Source organism: Lutibacter sp. A64, assembly GCF_022429565.1.
Classification (GTDB): domain Bacteria; phylum Bacteroidota; class Bacteroidia; order Flavobacteriales; family Flavobacteriaceae; genus Lutibacter.
Genome location: NZ_CP092487.1, coordinates 239,543 through 260,379, shown reverse-complemented (window position 1 = coordinate 260,379; position 20,837 = coordinate 239,543). Strand labels below are relative to the sequence as shown.

At 30.5% G+C, this 20,837-nt stretch carries 14 protein-coding genes and 1 pseudogene; 12 read left to right on the top strand and 3 right to left on the bottom strand.

Annotated features, from left to right (window positions below):
- Nucleotides 1-12 precede the first annotated feature (12 nt).
- The 12 genes from MKD41_RS01065 to MKD41_RS01010 all read left to right on the top strand — a co-directional run bounded on the left by MKD41_RS01065 (nucleotide 13) and on the right by MKD41_RS01010 (nucleotide 18,414).
- Entirely contained in the window at nucleotides 13-1,230 is a 1,218-nt protein-coding gene (locus MKD41_RS01065) for an ABC transporter permease (RefSeq protein WP_240243600.1), read from the top strand.
- Between the two features lie 27 nt (nucleotides 1,231-1,257).
- Entirely contained in the window at nucleotides 1,258-1,920 is a 663-nt protein-coding gene (locus MKD41_RS01060; RefSeq protein ID WP_240243599.1) for an ABC transporter ATP-binding protein, read from the top strand.
- Nucleotides 1,921-2,024: 104 nt separating this feature from the next.
- Nucleotides 2,025-2,738 (top strand): SGNH/GDSL hydrolase family protein, encoded by a 714-nt coding sequence (locus MKD41_RS01055; RefSeq protein ID WP_240243598.1) that lies wholly within the window; start codon nucleotides 2,025-2,027, stop codon nucleotides 2,736-2,738.
- 845 nt (nucleotides 2,739-3,583) lie between these two features.
- Complete coding sequence (locus tag MKD41_RS01050) at nucleotides 3,584-4,741, top strand: mandelate racemase/muconate lactonizing enzyme family protein (RefSeq protein ID WP_240243597.1); 1,158 nt, start codon at nucleotides 3,584-3,586, stop codon at nucleotides 4,739-4,741.
- 11 nt (nucleotides 4,742-4,752) lie between these two features.
- Nucleotides 4,753-6,207, top strand: a complete 1,455-nt coding sequence (locus tag MKD41_RS01045; RefSeq protein ID WP_240243596.1) for an NAD-dependent succinate-semialdehyde dehydrogenase — start codon at nucleotides 4,753-4,755, stop codon at nucleotides 6,205-6,207.
- A 93-nt stretch (nucleotides 6,208-6,300) separates the two neighbouring features.
- A complete protein-coding gene (locus tag MKD41_RS01040) occupies nucleotides 6,301-7,314 on the top strand; it encodes an L-rhamnose/proton symporter RhaT (RefSeq protein WP_240243595.1) in 1,014 nt (337 codons plus the stop codon).
- A 68-nt stretch (nucleotides 7,315-7,382) separates the two neighbouring features.
- Nucleotides 7,383-8,792, top strand: coding sequence for a sulfatase (locus MKD41_RS01035; protein WP_240243594.1), 1,410 nt, complete (start codon nucleotides 7,383-7,385; stop codon nucleotides 8,790-8,792).
- Between the two features lie 507 nt (nucleotides 8,793-9,299).
- Nucleotides 9,300-12,395, top strand: a complete 3,096-nt coding sequence (locus MKD41_RS01030; RefSeq protein ID WP_240243593.1) for a SusC/RagA family TonB-linked outer membrane protein — start codon at nucleotides 9,300-9,302, stop codon at nucleotides 12,393-12,395.
- A 12-nt stretch (nucleotides 12,396-12,407) separates the two neighbouring features.
- On the top strand, nucleotides 12,408-14,186 hold the full coding sequence (locus tag MKD41_RS01025; protein WP_240243592.1) for a RagB/SusD family nutrient uptake outer membrane protein: 1,779 nt from the start codon (nucleotides 12,408-12,410) through the stop codon (nucleotides 14,184-14,186).
- Nucleotides 14,187-14,196: 10 nt separating this feature from the next.
- Nucleotides 14,197-15,900, top strand: a complete 1,704-nt coding sequence (locus MKD41_RS01020; RefSeq protein ID WP_240243591.1) for a hypothetical protein — start codon at nucleotides 14,197-14,199, stop codon at nucleotides 15,898-15,900.
- Nucleotides 15,901-15,960: 60 nt separating this feature from the next.
- Nucleotides 15,961-16,356, top strand: a complete 396-nt coding sequence (locus MKD41_RS01015; RefSeq protein ID WP_240243590.1) for a hypothetical protein — start codon at nucleotides 15,961-15,963, stop codon at nucleotides 16,354-16,356.
- A gap of 432 nt (nucleotides 16,357-16,788) precedes the next feature.
- Entirely contained in the window at nucleotides 16,789-18,414 is a 1,626-nt protein-coding gene (locus MKD41_RS01010) for a sulfatase (protein WP_240243589.1), read from the top strand.
- Between the two features lie 264 nt (nucleotides 18,415-18,678).
- On the opposite strand, the pseudogene MKD41_RS16420 reads toward MKD41_RS01010, so the two are convergent.
- From MKD41_RS16420 to MKD41_RS01000, 3 genes and pseudogenes are all read right to left on the bottom strand, one after another.
- Nucleotides 18,679-18,873, bottom strand: a pseudogene (locus tag MKD41_RS16420) (sulfatase/phosphatase domain-containing protein); the annotation flags it as partial.
- Between the two features lie 35 nt (nucleotides 18,874-18,908).
- Nucleotides 18,909-19,313 (bottom strand): sulfatase-like hydrolase/transferase, encoded by a 405-nt coding sequence (locus tag MKD41_RS01005; RefSeq protein ID WP_256451675.1) that lies wholly within the window; start codon nucleotides 19,311-19,313, stop codon nucleotides 18,909-18,911.
- Between the two features lie 19 nt (nucleotides 19,314-19,332).
- Entirely contained in the window at nucleotides 19,333-20,808 is a 1,476-nt protein-coding gene (locus tag MKD41_RS01000) for a sulfatase-like hydrolase/transferase (protein ID WP_240243587.1), read from the bottom strand.
- Nucleotides 20,809-20,837 lie beyond the last annotated feature (29 nt).

The window sequence follows — 20,837 nt, the reverse complement described above, 5'->3', positions numbered from 1 at the left end:
CTAACAATTCTTTTGTTATCATTTTTAGTCACTTACTTTTCAACACAACAATTTAAATTTACGAAAGGTACTGAACCTTTAAAAGACTCTTTAATAGTTAATAATCCTAAAAAAGCAACAGGAAATTTTTTAATTTCATTTCAATTTACAATTGTTATTATGTTATTAATTGCAGTTTTAATTGTTGCACGTCAAAACAGCTTTTTACTGAATTCTGAACTCGGGTTTGATTCTGAAAATATAATTACACTGCAAGCTGATGGTGAATTTCTTAACAACGAATTGTTACCATTTAAACAAGATTTACAACAACTTGCAGAAATTCAATCAGTAAGTTTATCTAGCCAAAAAATTGGTAATGGAATCACCGGAAATGGTTATAGAATTGGCGACGAAGAAGAAATCTCTATGTTAAATGCCTTATATACCGATGCCGACTTTTTGGAGTGTTTTAATATTGAATTACTTTCAGGAAGAAATTTTAAAATGAATAGCAATTTCGACAAAAATGCTATTTTAATAAATGAACAATTAGCGAAAAAATCTGGTTGGGACAATCCATTAAACAAATTTATACATAGAGATGGAGATCTAGAAGTAATAGGTGTTGTGCAAGATTTCAATTTTGCATCTTTAGAAAATGCCGTACAACCAATGCTTATTATGTCAAACCCTAATTGGGATGGATGGGGGTATACTACGGTTAATATTAGATTTCAATCATCTGACATTCAAAATTTAATAACTGAAATTGACAAACTTTGGAAGGAAAGATTTCCTGAAACACCATTTGAAGTTTCTTTTCTAGACGATTTATTGGTTTCGAACTACAAATCGTTTATTGCACAACAGAAAATTATTAGTTTTTTCAGTTTTATTGCAATATTAATAGCTGTAATTGGACTGTTAGGATTAACCTTTTTTACTGCACGCACTCGAGTAAAAGAAATAGGTATTAGAAAAGTAAATGGAGCAACAATAAAAGATATTTTAATACTCTTAAACAAAGATTTTATAAAATGGGTTGCATTGGCATTTATTATTGCAGTTCCAACTTCTTGGTTTGTTATGAATAAATGGCTGGAAAATTTCGCTTATAAAACTTCTATCGATTGGTGGATTTTTGCATTATCTGGAATTATTGCCTTTAAAATAGCCATAATAACAGTGAGCTTGCAGAGTTTTAAAGCTGCAAATAATAATCCTGTGAAAGCATTAAGAAACGAATAATTTTAATTTCTAAAAAAATAAATTATAATGATATTACAACTTAACAACATTTTTAAATGGGTAAACTCTGGAGGTCAACGTATCTTTTTGTTAAAAGACATTGACCTAGAAGTTAAAGAAGGAGAATTTATCTCTGTAATGGGGCCGTCAGGTTCAGGAAAATCAACTTTATTAAATATTATTGGAATGCTCGATAATTTTAATGAAGGTGCTTATAATTTTTTAGATGAACCTATTCACAAATTAAAAGAAAAACACCGAGCTAATATTTATAAACAATACATTGGTTTTGTATTTCAAGCATATCATTTAATTGACGAATTAACGGTTTATGAAAATTTAGAGATGCCACTTTTATATAAAAAAATTAGTGCTTCAGAAAGAAAAGCACTAGTAGCAGATATGTTAGATCGTTTTAATATTGTAGGTAAAAAAGATCTCTTCCCTACGCAACTTAGTGGTGGGCAACAACAATTGGTCGGAATTGCAAGAGCTTTAATAACAAAACCTAAACTTATTTTAGCTGATGAGCCTACTGGTAATCTAAATTCAAAACAAGGTGAAGAAATTATGGAACTCTTTAAGCAATTAAATAATGAAGGTGTCACTATTATTCAAGTTACCCATTCAGAAAAAAATGCTACGTATGGATCTCGTATTATTAATCTTTTAGATGGGAGAATTATATAATTTAAAATTTCTTGTTTTTTTTCTGCTTTAACTGTTATCATTAAAACTAATTAATCGGTCAGTTATAAATATCTTTATTTTTTTTAATTTAAAATACAATTTTTATGAAAAGAAGTTTAAATTATTTCATTTTCTTGTTTTTTTTAACCTCAAATGCTTTTTCACAAATTGAAGTAGATTCAATAACATTTAAAAAATCTTTAAACTACGGTAAATCTGTAGCCGTTTTTGGAGGTTCTGTTTCAGTTATACCAGCGAGCGATAGTGCAAAAATACTATGGAAAAAACACTTAGGAATGACTATTACTAATTATGGAGTACCAGGTGAAGGATTTTCTTCTTTACAAGGAAAATCTATGCAGCAACAAGTTGATGAAGCAGGTGTATTTGATATTTATATTCTTTGGGCATCAACAAATGATTATACTAATAAAAGAGACATCGGAAACTACACTGATTACACAGATCTTGATGGCTATGATGAAAATAAAAGAATAACTCAAGCTGGAGGAATTAACTATTGTATTAATAAAATATATGATATAAACCCAAAAGCTACGATATACTTTTTTACATCTAGCAAAGCTTTTAATGATAGAGGTGCTTATGATCCATTTTACAAACAGGGAATGATTAAATACGTTGAAATGCAAAAAATGATTTGTGAATTACATGGGATACAATTTCTTGATCAGTTCACTTTAGGTGGTTTTAATATATACAATAATGGTTTATACTATTATGACCCTATCCATATGAATCCATTGGGTTACAAAAAGATTGGTGAACTACAAGTTTCTTTTTTAGCTTTCCCTTAGTTAATTTTCATTAGTAAACTATAAATATTCATCTATCAAGAGTTATTACATCTTCCATAAGTTAAACTTTTTTCAAGTTGAACAACTTCTTAATGTTTACTCCCGAACCTAAAAAAAAAGATTCGAACCCCCGGAGATTATTAATTATATGTTAAATTTTAAAAACAAATATTTTTTTATTAACACAAAGTTAAAATCAACCAATTTTCACTCAAAAAAATTAAAATCAACCTAAAATACGCCTTAAAAATCTATCAATCAACACATTAACAATTCGGTGTGTAATTCGGTGCGTAATCAATATAAATAAAGATATTACAGCCTGATTATCAATACATTAAAATCATAGTTCCCGTTCCTCTTTCTCCGCGAAAGCCTTATAATTTATTAATTATAGGGCTTTTTTTTTAAGTCAATCCTTCCTATAATACTTAAAGTATATTTTCAAACCTAACATATATATACTTTAAAAACTAACTTATTAAGTATTCTACCTTTTACTATAATAAAAAATCACACCCTTAAATACCTTTAAAAATAGTAAATTAACAAAAATAATTAAATAAAAAAACTACTTTTAAAATATTAACAGAATGAATTAAACTTAATTTTAAAGTTTATTATTGTTATAAATTTTATGTAAAATAGGAATAAAAATTTACTAAATATTCAAAAATAATACACACATATATAAAACCAACTATATATTTCTGCACATAATAAAGGTAATATTTGATTTGTTTAAGATAATTATGGGGATTATAGGAATTACAACAATCTATAATTTTATCCAAATAAATAAAATACAGTTTTCTGCTTTAGCGTCAACAAAAAAATATCAAAATATGAAAATCATTAAAATTGAAACCTTTGTTCTAAAAGATAAACTATCTAAAAGTTTTTTCTTTTCACAATGGGAATATTCTGAAAGATGCATCTGTGTTGTAAAGGTTACTGCTTCCGATGGAACATATGGATGGGGAGAAGGATATGGGCCTGCAACTATTTTAGAAGAAGGTATTAAAATAATTGCACCGCATGTAATTGGAAAAAATCCTTTAGAAAATGAAGTAATCTGGAATCATATGTATCGTAAAACTTTAGATTATGCCAGACGTGGAATTTTAGTTGCCTCTTTAAGTGCTATCGATATTGCTATTTGGGATTTAAAAGGTAAAATTTTAGGCTTACCTATTTCAACATTATTAGGAGGGTCTCATAGATCTAAAATTAGACCTTATGCTACTGGACTTTACTTTACAAACTATGAAAATCCTGCAGAAGGTCTAGTTGAAGAAGCTAAATCATACGTAAAACAAGGCTTTAAAGCTATGAAAATGAAAGTTGGATTAGGAATAAAGCAAGATATAGAAATAGTAAAAAGTATTCGTGAAGCAATAGGCCCAGATATTAGCCTAATGGTAGATTCTAACCACGCTTATACATTAAGAGAAGCAATAGAACTATCTAGAAAAATTGAAAAATATGATATCGGTTGGTTTGAAGAGCCTATTTCTCCTGAATTTTATGAACAATCTAAAGAATTAAGAAGTAAAACAACCATCCCTATTTCAGGAGGAGAATGCGAATATTTGAGATTTGGTTTTCAACAATTAATTAAAAATAAGGCTGTAGATATAATTCAACCAGATATTTGTGCTAGCGGTGGTTTAACTGAAGCTAAACGAATCTCTGCAATTGCTAGCGCAAACGGAATTGATATAATTCCTCATACTTGGGGAACTTCAATAGGAATTCATGTAGCTTTACATTTTATTTCTAATTTAGAATCAATTCCAGGAAGAATGAATCAACCAGAATTTTTAATGGAATACGATCAAACAGAAAATGGATTAAGAGATAAATTAACCTTCCCTAAAATTGAAATGAAAAATGGCCTAATCGATGTACCTAATAGACCTGGTCTAGGAATTGATATTGACGAAAAGATTTTACATAAATTTTCAATTACAAAAAATTTAGCAGAAAGTTCAATTATTTAAAACATACAGATATGAAAACTCAAAATTTTGGTTATAAAAAATTATATATTGACGGACAATTAGTTGATGCTGTTAGTGGAGAAAAAGCAGATGTAATATGCCCAGCCACTGGTGAAGTAATAGCACAAGTAGCTAAAGCAAGTAAAGCTGATGCAGAAAAAGCTTTAATTTCTGCTCAAAAAGGTTTTAAATATTGGTCTAAACTTTCACTTACAGAAAGAACTGCATGGATGACTAAACTCCGTTCTGCCATTTTAGAAAAAGAACATGAATTAAGAACTGCAATGGTTCATGAAATGGGTAAAACCTACGCTGGTGCTTATGAAGACATTGAAGCTGTAGTTAATGCTTTAGAATGGTACCCTGCAGCAATGAAAAATATGAGAGAAGAACAAATACCAGATTATGAGAACACACATACTCATAAAATGATTTCTAAACCTGCTGGTGTTGCTGTAGCATATTTAGCTTGGAATTTTCCTTTACTAAATGTAGGCTTTAAATTAGGCCCTGCCCTAGCTGCCGGATGTTCAATAATTATAAAACCTTCAATGCTATCTCCTTTATCAACTTATATGATTGGAGAAATATTAAACAGCATTAATTTCCCTGCAGGAGTTGTAAATATTGTTGCAGGCTCTAGCAAAGAAGTTGCTATACCTATGACAACTAGTAAAATTCCAGCTGTTTTAACAATGATTGGTTCTACTGCAACTGGTCAAAAAGTTATAGCAGACAGTGTTACTTCTATAAAAAAATTAGGAATGGAATTGGGCGGAAATGCTCCATTTATAATCTTTGAAGATGCTGATTTTGATACAGCGTTAGATTTAGCTATTGGATTAAAATTTGGTAATTCTGGCCAAGTTTGTGTAGCTGCAAATAGAATTTTTGTTCATAAAAATATCTATGAAAAATTTATGAAAGCTTATGTAAAAAGAGCTTCTGAATTAAAATTAGGCTTCGGAACTAAAGAAAATCCAGAGGTCTTTATGGGGCCAGTTGTTACTCGATCAGACAGAGATAGAATGTTTAATTTGGTTGAAGATGCTGTAAGTAAAGGAGCTAAATTAGAATATGGTGGAAAAATCCCTGAAGGATTTCCTGAAAAAGGAAACTGGATTGAACCTACTATCGTTTCAAATATAACTCCAGATATGGATCTTTTCAGAAAAGAAACTTTTGGTCCAGTTGCAGCAATTATGAGTTTCGAAACTGATGATGAAGTACTAGAATTAGCTAATGATACCGAATTTGGATTAGCATCTTACATTTTTACAAATAACCATAAAAGAATAGAGCGTTTTACTGAAGAATTAGAATTTGGTGAAATTCAAATTAATGGTGTTAAATATGCTATTTATCTACCGCATGGCGGTTTTAAAAATAGTGGAATTGGTCATGATTGCTCGCACTTAGCCTTAGATGATTATTTAGTAAAAAAACGAATTTCAACTGCTCTCTAACTAGTTATAAATATATATTGAATACTTAACACTCTAAGTATTCAATATATTTTAAGTTTAAAATTTAAAAATACAACTAAAACATAATATACTATGGAATCTATGTTTCTCCCTTTTTTATTAGTAATTTTTGCAAGTATTTTTCAAGGATCATTTGGCCTTGGAATGAAATTTATGAATCCTTTAAAATGGGAAGCTTGGTGGTTAGTGCATTCAATTTTTGCAATGATATTAATTCCTACTTTATGGGCTTATTTTGTAACCCCAGATTTATATAATGTTGTTACTAGCGCACCTACTGAAGACATATTAAAAGCAATGGCTTTTGGTGCATTATGGGGAATTGGTGGAATTATGTTTGGAAAAAGTGTTCCCTATATTGGTATTTCTTTAACGTATGGAATTGTAATGGGTGTTTGTGCAGCTGCAGGAGGTTTAATTCCTTTATTTACTGCCACCGATGTTGAATATCAAAAAATGGCACCTGCACTACCTTATATTTTAGGCGGTGTTACTATTATGTTAATTGGTGTTGCTATTACAGCTTATGCAGGTGTTAAAAAAGATAAAATTAAAAGTATTACCAAAACTACTGGTGAAAAAGTAAATTTAAAACTAGGATTAATTATAGCTATTATAAGTGGTTTCTTATCCGCTTTTTTAGCTATTGGGTTCACCGCAGGAAGTGCTATAGGAGATTTAGCTCAAAATGCCGGAGCAATTTCCCGTAATAGTAGTCTAGCTATTTGGGTAGTAGTACTTTGGGGAGGGTTTGCTATTAATGCTGGTTATGCTGTATTCTTATTATTTAAAAACAACACATGGAGTTCATTTACCACTCCTAATTCAGGTAAAGCCTATATGTGGTCTATTATTGCTGGTATACTTTGGTTTGGCGCTTTAGGTATTTACGGACAAGGAGCAACACTTATGGGTAGCCTAGGAGATGTAATTGCTTGGCCAATTATGCTAGGCCTTTCTCTAATTGTTGGAAACATTTGGTCTTATTTAAATAAAGAATGGGAAGGTGCTAAAAAACCTTTTTACACAATGTTATTTGGTGTATTTGTAATTATTGTTGCAGTTGTAGTAATGGGGTATTCTTAGTATAAAAATATTGAATAATAACACTTAATACTATAACTAGAATTTGTCTTTTCAATAATCTTAATATTATGAAACATTTAAAAACTATTTTATTATCTGCACTTGTTATATTAACTATTCAACTTACAAATGCACAAAAAAAACCTAATATTGTTATGTTGTTTTCAGATGATGCAGGTTATGCAGATTTTGGATTTCAAGGAAGTAAAACAATGATCACTCCAAATTTAAACAAATTAGCTCAAGAAGGAGTTTTATTTAATCAGGCTTACGTTACAGATCCCACTTGCGGACCATCTAGAGCAGGATTAATGACCGGAAAATATCAACAAAGGTTTGGGTTTGAAGAAAATAATGTTCCGGGCTACATGAGTGCTGTTTCTGGTGCTGATGGTGATGAAATGGGGGTCCCTATTGAAGAAACATTATTAGCAGAATATTTAAAAGAGCAAGGTTACGCAACTGCTTTTTATGGTAAATGGCATTTAGGAGGTGCAGATCGCTTCCACCCTACCAAAAGAGGTTTTGATGAGTTTTATGGTTTTAGAGGCGGAGCCAGAAGTTATTTTGCTTATTCAAAAGAACCTGCAAGTAAATTAGATTTAATGGAAAGAGGGTTTCGAAACTTTGTGGAACCTGAAAAATATTTGACTGATGTTTTAGCCGATGAAGCTTTAAAATTTATAGAAAAAAATGCCAAAAATGAACAACCTTTTTTTGCTTTTGTATCTTTTAATGCTGTACATACCCCAATGGATGCAACTCCTGAAGATTTAGCTAAATTTCCTAACTTAGAGGGTAAACGAAAAGTTGTAGCTGCTATGACCTTAGCTCTTGATAGAGCTTCTGGAAAAATATTAGACAAATTAAAAGAACTAGGTATTGATGACAACACACTTGTGGTCTATACAAACGATAATGGTGGACCAACCGACAAAAATGCATCAAGTAATTTACCTTTAAGCGGAACAAAATCGAATCATTTAGAAGGTGGTATTCGAGTACCTTTTATAATGAAATGGCCTGGAAAATTAAAACCAAGTACAACTTATAATTCTCCAATTAGCACACTTGACTTACTACCTACATTTTATGCTGCTGCTGGTGGAGATCCTAAATCTATAAAAGATATTGATGGTGTTAATTTACTTCCATATATTAACAATCAAATTAATTCTAAACCTCATGAAGCGTTATTTTGGAAAAAAGACACAAGGGCCTGTATTAGAAAAGGAGATTGGAAATTAATACGTTTTCCAGATAGACCAGCAGAACTTTATTATATTCCTAATGATATAAAAGAACAAACAGATTTAGCTGCTAGTTATCCAAAAATAGTAAGACAACTTTTTAAAGAACTTTTTGAATGGGAATCTACTCTAGAACGCCCACGATGGTTATTAAAAAGAGAGTTCGAAAATTTTGATATTGATAGAATGGATAAATACAAAGCTAGACCAAAACACATAATGAATTAACGCTTTATTAACTGCCTTAAAAGTAAAATTTACACCAAATACAATTAACATTAGATTCTCTTAGAAATGACTTCATACATTTCTTAAATCTAAGATTAACAAATTCCAGTTTTAAAAAAAAATTGCGGAATACGTTTAAATAACCTAAAAAAGTTAATTGGTTTAAAATAAAAAATTTCATCACTTTTAAGGCAGTTTTAATTTTAAAACCATACGCCTAAAGCCCAAATAAATTTCATATTAAACTGGTTTTTTTATCTAATTCTTATAAAACTTACCATTAAGTTACTTCCTTATTTAACAATTTATCATTCACCTTTTCAAACAACTACCCTTAATTAAAATAGAATATGTTAAGGGTAAAATAGAATAAGTAAGAGATAATTTATAGAAATTTAATAGATCTCAAAATCGTTTTCTTTGTTAACAATCTATAACTCATAAAAACATATAATTATATGATTTTAAAAAAACAAAATCTTAATCAAACAAATTAAAATTAATCAGATGAAAATAACAAAAATATTAGTATCCAAAAAAGTAATAGCCAGATATATGCTATTATCCTTATTTGTATTTTTCTGCAATTTTAATTCACATGCACAAAATATAACTGTGCAAGGAATTGTAACAAGTTCGGATGATGGTTTACCAATACCAGGAGCTACAGTTTTAGTAAAAGGAACTACAATTGGAACCTCAACTAATTTTGATGGAGAATATTCAATAAAAGCAAAAAAAGGAGCTGAATTAATATTTAGTTTTCTTGGAATGGAAAGCAGAACTATTAAAGTAACCGGAAAACAACTAAATGTTGTATTAACTTCAAATATTGAAAGTTTAACAGAAGTTGTTGTAATAGGATATGGTACTGTTTCTAAAAAAGAATTAACTGGAGCTGTAGCTCAAGTACAATCTGAAGCATTAGAAAAAATATCTACATCAGATTTAGCAACTGCATTACAAGGTCAAGCAGCTGGAGTAAACATCATTAGCTCGTCTACGCCTGGTGGATCGGCAGAAATTTTAATTAGAGGTATTACTACATTAGGAGATAACACCCCTCTATATGTAGTAGATGGTATTATTCAAGAAAGTGATCCAAGAATTCCTCCTTCAGACATTGAAACTATTGATATTTTAAAAGATGCTGCCTCAACAGCTATTTATGGGTCACGTGGTGCAACTGGAGTTATTTTAATAACAACAAAGCAAGGTAAAGAGGGATCTTTACTGGTTAGAACAAATGTAAGTTATGCTATTCAGCATAGAAATGCAGCAATTCCATTAATGAACTCTGTAGAACAAACCTATTTTGATTTGGTTGTAAAACGTAATGTTGGTGGATTTTTTGATGAAGAATCAGCTTCAAGTTTAGAAATTGTAAAAAATCCTTATTCATTTCAAAATGAAACAGATTTAAATAGTTTAATTTTTCCAAGCAATAATGCACCCGTTCAAAACTATAATACAAACATATCAGGAGGTACAAAAGACATCACTTACAATGTTTCTGTTGGATTTTTTCAACAAGATGGCTTACAATTAAATTCTTCATATGAACGTTTTAACACACGTGCAAATACAGTTTACACTAAAAATAAATTAAGAATTCAAACAAGTGTTGGTTTATCTATTGACAACAGAGAAATTCCTCAAAACTTTTTGCTTTCACAAGCTATTGTATACAATCCAACTCAAAATGGTTTAGACCCTAGTAATTTTTCAACTTTAGACGGAGGTTCTGGTGATGATGTAAATAGGTTAGGATGGGTTTTAGAGAGTTTAAGAACAGAACAAAATGTAAAAGCTGTTAGAACAAATGCTTCTTTTAGAATTAACTATAAAATTTCTAAAAACTTAAGCATTGCTTCAAACACAGGGCTTACTACTCAAAACACTTATGGAAGTGAGTATAGACCCTACCAAGCAATTTACAGTACTGAAGGTAAACTTCAAACTAATCCAAACACAAGCTATATTAGAAGAAGCAGTGGCTATAGAACATCATTAAGCTCAGATGCTGGTCTTACGTTTCAAAAACAATTAAATAACCATAAACTTACACTTACAGCATTTGCTACAATTGAAAAATATAAAAATGAACAATTTAGCGCAGAAAGAACCGGTGCTACTGACCCTGACGGAAGAGTGCTAGATAGAGCAACTGGTGAACAAACTGTAAGCTCTGGTTTTGACTATACCGACACAAGAATTGGTACTATTGGAAGACTTCAATACGACTATAAAGGGAAATATTTATTTAGCTCAAGTGTTCGTAGAGATGGTTCCTCTAAATTCCCTTCAGACAATCAATGGGGTGTTTTCCCTTCTGTTTCTCTAGCTTGGAATATATCTGATGAAGGTTTTTGGGAATCACTTAAAGGGACTGCTAATAATTTTAAACTAAGACTTTCTCATGGTTCAGTAGGTAATGACAGAATTGGTTCGTACGAATTTTCACCTGGAATTGAACAAAACCTAAATTATGTAGGTTATGATGGAACTAATGAAACCTTAAATTTAGGAGCATCACAAACTTCTTACGCAAATGAACTTTTAAAATGGGAAACTACTACTACTTCAAACATTGGTATAGATTTAGGTTTCTTAAAAAATAAATTAACCATTACTGCTGAATACTATTATGCTAAAAAGAAAGATATGTTATTCCCGGTGTTTTTACCACTATCAGCAGGTGGAGGAAACAATGCCTCTGTAACATTAAATGTTGGTAATATGACCAATACTGGTGCTGAAATATCTGCTCAATATAAAGGCCATACCGGTAAAGTAAATTGGAACATGAGTGCTAATTTCTCAACAAACACTAATGAAATTACTAAAATTAATGGAGATACTGAATTTTTATTTACTAATGATTTTGGGCTAGTAAATAGAGCTCCAACCCAATCAAGAGTAACGGCTTTAGCCGTAGGACGAGAAGCAGGAGCATTTTACTTGTGGACAACAAATGGTATTGTTGATACAGAAGAAAAACTAGCCGAATATCAAAAAATAGATAGTGGAGCTCGTATGGGTGATACTATGTTTAATGATAACAATAATGATGGTATTTTAGATGATAATGATAGAGTGTATAGCGGAAGTGGTTTACCTGAATATGAAATAGGTTATACTTTTAATGCAAACTACAAAAATTTTGATTTCTCTATGAACTGGTATGCTGCATTAGGCCAAGAAATAATGAATGGGTTTAACGCTTGGGCTTTTGGTTTTGGCAGACATAAAGATCAAATTTATCAATGGTCAGAGGCCAACCCTGTAACTTCTATCCCAGCATATCGAGAAGATATGAGAACACATAATAATTTTATTGGGTATAGCGATTTATGGTTAGAAGATGGATCATATTTACGTTTAAAACAAATTTCTTTAGGATACAGTCTTCCTAAAAAAACTATAAATAAACTTGGTGTAAACAGAATTAGAGTATACCTAAGTGCTCAAAACCCATTAACAATTACAAAATATTCTGGATACAATCCAGAAGTTGGAGGAGGTATTGCTGCAAGAGGACTAGACAAAGGTACTGGACCAACATCTGCACAATATTTGATTGGGTTAAATTTTAATTTTTAAGACATTATAATTATGAAAAATATAAATTTTAAATATTTACTATTAATAATTTCAGTAAGCCTTTTAACTTCCTGTGATACGAATGATTTTTTAGAGGAAATCAATCCCAATGAAATTGCAAAAGACAATTATTGGAGAAATTTAGATGAAACTGGTGCTGGTTTAAATGCAACCTATAAAGTACTTAATAATCTTTCTATTCTTAATATAAATTTAGAAGCCTTAAGAGCTGATATGGGATACCCTGGTTATGGAAGACCAGTACCTAATAAAACAGAAGAATTTTATAATCAAACGTATAACGTAAGCTCTACATCATTATCTGATAAATGGCAAGCATTATATCAAGGAATTTTTAGAGCAAACCAAGTTATTGGAGCGCTTGAAGATTTAGAAGGTACAGTTGAAACTGAGGAATGGACTTCACAAATGGGGCAAGCTCGTTTTTTAAGAGGTTTATTTCATTATTATTTATATACCTCTTTTAACAATGGTAATATCATAATTAGAGAAGCCGTTCCATTAACCAATGATGATTTTTCGAAACCTTTATCTCCAGCAGAAGATGTGCTTAAATTTATTAGAGAAGATTTAGAATTTGCTTATAAAAATTTATACAAAAATGGTGAATATCCGAGTGGAGATAAAAGTAGAGTTACCTCAGGTGCTGCCGCAACAATTTTAGGAGATAGCTATTTAAATGAATTAAACTACGTAAAAGCAATGGAATATTTTGATGATGTAATAAACAATCATGGATATGCTCTTGAGTACGATATGGATAAGTTATTTACAACGGCTGGTGAATTTAATAAAGAATCTATTTTAGAAATAAACTATACTTCAGATAATATAGATACATCATTATCTCCCTGGGATGGTTCTTCTGGTACAAACTGGTTAAACCAATTAACCTCTAATAGTGTTAAAGGTGCTGTATTTGCTCCATCATGGGCCGTAATAGCTTATAAAAACGAACCTATGGACCCTTTAGATTCTAGAAATTACTTTGTACATGCTACAACTGGCCTAACACAACGCAATGTTCCTTTAAGAGCTTCTGCAATGATAGCAATAGTAGAGGACTATCAAACTTTATATTATGGTGCTCCTGTAACTGATGTTAAAGGTGGTAAATTTCACGCAACAGCATGGGGATTTGGATATTGGAAACATTTTACAAATCATGATATTGTTGAATCAGAGTCAGAATTACCATTAGGAACGTCTTGGTCTAGTAAAAATGTAACATTGTTAAGATTATCAACAGTTATGTTAATGCAAGCCGAATGTAAAATTAAAACAGGAGATGTAGACGAAGCTATTAAATTAATAAATGAAATCCGTAAAAGATGGGGCTTAGTTTTACTTGGAGAAAGTAATGGTAATTTATCTTATACTTATGATGAAGAATCATATTCTGCAGAAGAACTAATGCAGCGTTTAATGAAAATTGAAAAACCTCTAGAAACTTCTATCGAAGGTCATATGACTCGATTTTTAGATTTTAAACGTTGGGAAAAATCTGACAACTACGGTTTCAAACAAAGATTAACTGAATTATCAAATGAGGTTTATTACGCTGAAAACTATAAGTATATCGATGAAACAGGAGCAACAAAATGGAAATATAATTTTCCATCTTTAGTTCGTACAGCACCTAGTACTGGTGAATTTAAAGTTGTTGATTATGAGTTCGATATTCCTGCTTTAAACTACATAGAAAGTCAACATAGTACATACCCTATACCTCAAACTGAAATTAATTCAAACCCTAATATTAATAACTAATATTTATTTTATGAAAAATATAAGAATAATATCATTTTTTATTAGCTTACTAATTTTAGTAAGTTGTGAAGAAGAGGAGTATGTGGATTATACACCTGTAGATGAACTATCTGATGTATCTTGGATTATTAGTTTACAAAAATTCACCCAAAACCCATTTAATATTGAAGAAGATAGTTTTATGTCTTTTTTCGATTTATCGGTAGGCGCATCAAGTCACCAATGGATTATTGAAGATGGAAATGCATTTTTAAATGAAGGCTTTAAAAAAGGTGATTCCTTACCTTTATTTATAAACTCAGAAGCTGGCTTAACTACAACCGACGTAAAAGCACATGTAATTTTCAGAAAAAGTGGTGTAAATAAAGTCCGCTTGTTAAATAAATTTCCAGAGCCAGTAAGCTATAAATCTAGTGCTGGAACTTTAAATTCAAAAAAAGAAGGAAATTTTTGGGTTATTGATACTACATTTACATTTGATGTATTTGCTAATTTAAAACCTGCTTTTAAAATATTACAAAATAATGTTGAAGTATTATCAATTACTGAAGACCAATTAACTTCTATTAAAAATGAAGCATCTTGGCCAACAGTTGAAGTAGAAGCGGGTGCAACATTAACATTTATAGACCAAACAACAACAGGACGTGCTAATGGTAGAAATTGGGCAATACCTAGCGGTATTCCTGCTAGTTCTAATTTAGACACTGTTACTGTTAAATTTTTTAAACTTGGAACATATAATGCAGGAGTTTTTAAAGCGCTTAGAGCTACACCTTACCCAACTGCTTCTGTAGAAAAAACTATTCCATTAAAAATAAATGTAATTCCTTCATCTCAACCATTTAAAATAAACGGTGCGATTAAAGAAGATGCTAATGAAAAAATTTCTTTCCAAGTTACGGGTGAAATTGTTCCATTTACAGATCAAGAAGATAAATTTGTGGTTCATGTGAAAAACACTGCTGCTGGTTTTGACCAAACAATACCTGTTTTAAAAGCTAGTGTTAATACTACAGATGCAACCTATATAGATTTAACTTTATCTGAAAAAATTTATAATTCTGATGTAGTTACTGTTGCCTATAACGGTGGTGAAATTGAATCAACAGACACCCGACAGTTAGCCAGTTTCCCTGCTACAAATGTACAAATGTATATTGGTGGCAACATCTTAAAATCTAATAGTTGGTCTGGTTACGAAATTGGACTTGACGGAGATTTAGCAAGAGCTTTTTCAGGGCCTAATGGTGCCTTCTGGGTAGGAGCTCCTTTAAATGGCTCTGCAGATACCCCTATTTGGTCTAGAACTACAGAAAAAGCATATGAAGGAAATGCAAGTATGAAATTTAATGTTGATGGAATTACTAAGACCTACCAATTACATACATTTGGATTGGGTACCATTGATATGATACCAGCTGGTACATATAAAATTTCTTTTATGGTTTATTTAGAAGCAGGAAATACTATGGAAAAATTTTGGACCTGGGGTGGAGAAGTTCCAGAATTAGCTCCTGAAGCATGGAACCTAGATGGCTTACCTAGAGGACAATGGGTTAAAATTGAGCATATTGTCACTTTATCTGAAATCAATTCAAAAAAGAAAGTAACACTTGTAATAAATCCACCTTCAAACCCAAATTCTTCAACAGGTCAACAAACAATGTATTTTGATAATTTTTCATTTGTTGAAGTTGAAGTTAGATCATAAATATAAAATAACAAACTCCGTTGTTTTACAACAACGGAGACATAAAAAACAATATAAATTATGAAAAAAATAATAAAATATTTTGGAATTTTAACCATTATTCTAGCAATAACTAGTTGTGAAGAAGAAGAATGGTTAGCACCAGATATTGAAATTACAAATGTCTATTCTATTACAAACATTACGGGATTAGATGTAGTAAAAATAAACGTATATAAAGAAAAACCTTTAATTATTGAATATGCTACCGATGTTGTATTAAATAATTATAGCTCTTCTAATTTTGTAAATTCATCTACAGATAGTAATATTGAATTTTCAGTAAATAAAATATCTGGAGATAATACTATAAGCTATGCTGTTATTGCAGACAAAACTACTGGAAATGGTACTTTAACTATAAACAACGCATCCAAATATGCTATTAATGTTACCGAAATAGAGGTTTATAATTAAACAGTTATGTTTTAACATATTACTATTTTAAAACAATAAACAGTCCATTAAAAAAAGGATAACCAAGTTTGGTTATCCTTTTTTTGCAATAATTTGTTCCGCCCTAAAAAACAATACACTTAAAATTAAGTACAATAAAAATATCAAAAGGCTTGTAAAACAAACTAAAAAAGATAACTCCTCTCTTTTAACTTCTATTAATTAAAGAATTAGAACAAGAGTTTTTTACAAATCCACCTCTACTCTTTTCTACTTAAGAATCTATTTCACATTAAATTACTATATATTACAACAACCATTACCATGCTATAAAAAAAAATTTTTGGGTAAAATACCTATAGTACAAGGTAATATTTAAGAAGTATTTCAACTATTTTTTTTGCTAATTTGATAATTAAATTAAACCATGTTTTAAACACAAAAAATTTTACAATGAAAGCCAAACAACTATTTTTTCTTATTCTATTTTCTGTAATTATTTCCTTTACAGGCTTCGCCCAAAAAAAGAAACAGCCAAATGTATTGTTTATTGCTATTGATGATTTACGTGCTGAACTTGGTACTTATGGTTCAGAAATCGTAAAATCTCCTAATATAGATACCTTAGCAAACGTTGGGGTTCAATTTAATCATGCTTATGTTCAACAAGCTATTTGCGGTCCATCACGTGCTAGTATAATGACAGGATCTTACCCAGAGACTATAAATGTTATTGATTTATTTCAAGATTTTAGAGACAATCGTCCTAGTATTGTAACCCTACCTCAACATTTTAAAGAAAACGGATATGAAACAGTATATCTTGGAAAAGTATTTCACGGCGTATTTACTGATGATGAAATGTCATGGAGTAGAAAACCAATTAAAGCAAAAAAAGACTCAAATGTACCAAATATAGAAGGTGGTTATGCCCTTGCTGAAAGTCAATTAATGTATTTAAAAAACAAAGTAGCTTTAGAAGCTAAATATGGTGAAAAACTAATTCGTGAAAACTGGCTAAACAAAGGGCCTGCTTTAGAATCTGCTGATGTTCCAGACGAAACTTATGACGACGGTTATAATACACTTTCTGCAATAGAAACATTAAATGATATGGTTAAAAATAACGACAAGCCTTGGTTTCTAGCTTTAGGCTTTAAAAAACCTCATTTAGATTGGATAGCTCCAAAAAAATATTGGGATATGTATGATGAAGCAAAAATTCCAATTGCAACACAAGTAAACCCTCCTAAAGATGGTGCTACTATGGGATTATCAGAATCATTAGAATTACGTGTTTCAGCAGACATGCCTAAAAAAGGTAATTTTAGTCCAGAATTACAACGTCAATTACGTCACGGATATTATGCTTGTATAAGTTATATTGATGCGCAAGTTGGAAAAATGATTCAAGCTTTAAAAGACTCTGGAACCTATGAAAATACTATTATTGTTTTATGGTCAGACCACGGATTTAATCTTGGCGAAATGGGTTATTGGGGAAAAGCTACAAATTATGAAATTGCAACTCGTGTTCCATTTATTATTTCAGCACCTGGAATAACAGATAAAACTAAAGGGCAAAAAGCAAATGCAACTGTAGAATTAATAGATTTATACCCAACTTTATGTGATTTAGCTGAATTAAATAAACCTAATCATTTAGAAGGTGAAAGTTTAGTTTCCATACTAAAAAAGCCTAAATCAAAATCTAAAAAACCAGCATTTAGTGTATTTCCAACACCTGCATTACGAGAATGGGCTGCAAGACCTTTTACAGCTCCGTTTAGAACTACTTTTTTTATGCCTTTAATTGAAAAAATTGAAACTAAAATTAAGTTACAGATGGGCGAAAAATGGAATAGAAAAACTTTTGAGCAATTTGTAATGGGATATGCAATGAGAACAGATGATTATCGTTTTGTTATTTGGAAAGATAGAAGACGCCCAAACAACGCGCCTTTATATGTAGAGCTTTACGATCATAAAAATGATCCAAATGAAACTATTAATATTGCAAATCAAAATCCAACACTTGTAAAAGAATTATTAGAAAAGTTTAATAAAAGTTATAAATAACCTTTATAAACATTAGTTACACGGTTAAATTAATAAAATAAAACTCAGGATTTAATTAGCAGTATCTCACAAAGTGTGTAAGTATAAAAGTTATTCTGAAATATTTTGCTCCATAAGTTTCTTTCAACTTCAATTTAATAGCCGTTGTTTTTTTCTAAATCTGAATTTATATCAAATGCATATCCCGTAATAGGAATCAAACTTGCTCAATAGTTCCATTAGTCCCTCTTACAAAAAAATCTCAAAGCTTTATTTTAATACTATTTAGTTGATTTCTTTTAATAGATTGTCTAATTGCTTTTTAAGCTTTTTCTTCACCTTTTTAAATTTAGGCTTGTAGGCTAAATTTGTCCACTCGTAAGGGTCATTAGTATGGTTATACAATTCTTCTTTTCCATTTACATAGCGTTTGTATCTATAGTTTTTTGAACGTACAGCATAGCTTTGTTCATTTGCTTTGTTGCTATTAAAATTACCTCTTACAACAGTTAAAGCTACATCTGGACCATCCCATTTCCATTTTTAGGATTTTCTAGAAAAGGTTTCATACTAAAGCCACTTAACAATGCACCGTTGTTATTTTTAAGATTACTTTTTTCAATATTACACAGGTCTGCAATTGTTGGATACACATCTATTAACGAAACTGGATGCTCCACTTTTTGCCCTGCATATTTTTTGAATTTTGGGGAGCGAACCAGCATAGGAATTCGTGTAGTTTCTTCCCATAAATTATTTTTGTAAATAAATTCTTTTTCACCTTGATTATAACCGTGATCACTAACTAAAATAACAATAGTATTATCATTAAATTTACTATTTTTCAAAGCGGTCATAACCTTACCTACTTGCTCATCTGCAAAACTTATAAAACTAAATACGCTTGAAGACTTAGTTATCTATTTTTAAAACTAAATATTAATGCTTAGTAGGTAAATCTATTAATTTAGAAACTTCGAAGGTTTCATTATACTGTGGCATTCTTCCATCTTTCCATAATTCTTCATCTTTAGCTGAATAATACCATAAAGGTTGTACAAAGCCTTCTGTCCATTTTTGTGTTTCTTCTACCATTTTTTTAAGTCGATCTGGGTATCTACCTCCCATATTTTTTTTCTCTCCAATATCTTGTGTTATATTTGTTAACCTCCAAGGCTCGTTACCAACTCTTGTAATTTTCCAATCACCTAGCCTTGCACCAACATCGCTAAAGCCATGACGATATCTTAAACAATAAATCATATTGTTTTTATGTGGTTCTGAATTATTAATTAAAGATTCCATTATGTCTTTACCTGATAATAATTTATTTTTAGGAATTTCACCTTTTCCTAAATTTACAAACGTAGGATATAAATCTAAAGCAGATACTGGATAATCGAATTTTTTACCTTTTGGTAATTTATTTGGATAATGAAAAAACATTGGAACTCTATAACCACCTTCCCAGGCATCTCCTTTTGTTCCTTTTAAAGGGTAATTATTGGCTCCGTGATCAAAATTCCCTCCATTATCACTCATAAAAACAATTAATGTATTATTATATTGATTTGTTTCTTTTAATGTTTTTACAATCTCTCCAACACCTCTATCAACAGCGTATACCATAGCTGCATAAGTTCTTCTATCTTTATTTTTAATATTAGCAAAGACTTTAAGATCTTCATCTTTAGCCTCTAAAGGAACATGTGGTGCATTATAGGCTAAATAAATAAAGAAAGGATCTTTTTTATCTGCCGCCTTTTTAATATCTTTTATTGCTTCTCTAGATAAGGCATCTGTAATATATTCAGTCTCTTTAACTTCTTTTTGGTTATGTTCCAATGGAAGAATATAGTCTCTAATTTCTTTGTTTCCAGCTTTTAACTGCTTTTGATATTCTTTCTGATATCTTTCAGGGAAATAATTATGACCTCCACCAAGAAATCCATAATAATTATCAAAACCTCTATTATTAGGATGATATTTTGGCGCACTTCCTAAATGCCACTTCCCTAAAGCACTGGTATAATAACCAGCATCTTGTAATATATTTGACATAAATGTTTCTTCCGTTGGAATCCCCATATTATCATCATCATTCATACTAGAATTACTGTGAAGATTAAAAGGTGTTCCTATTTCTTGAGAATAACGACCAGTTAAAATTGAAGCACGGCTAGGTCCGCAAAAAGAATGTGCTGCATATGCTGAAGTAAAAATCATTCCGTTTGCCGCTAATTCATCCATATGTGGAGTAATAATATCTTTAGATCCATTAAAACCAACATCTGCATACCCTAAATCGTCACATAAAATGAATAAAATGTTTGGTTGTTCAGATTGAGCTGTAATTAAGCCTGAAGTTAATAACACTACAGCAAAAAAAGTTTTTATTTTTTGAGTTAAATTCATAATTAATATAATTTATGTTATACAAATAA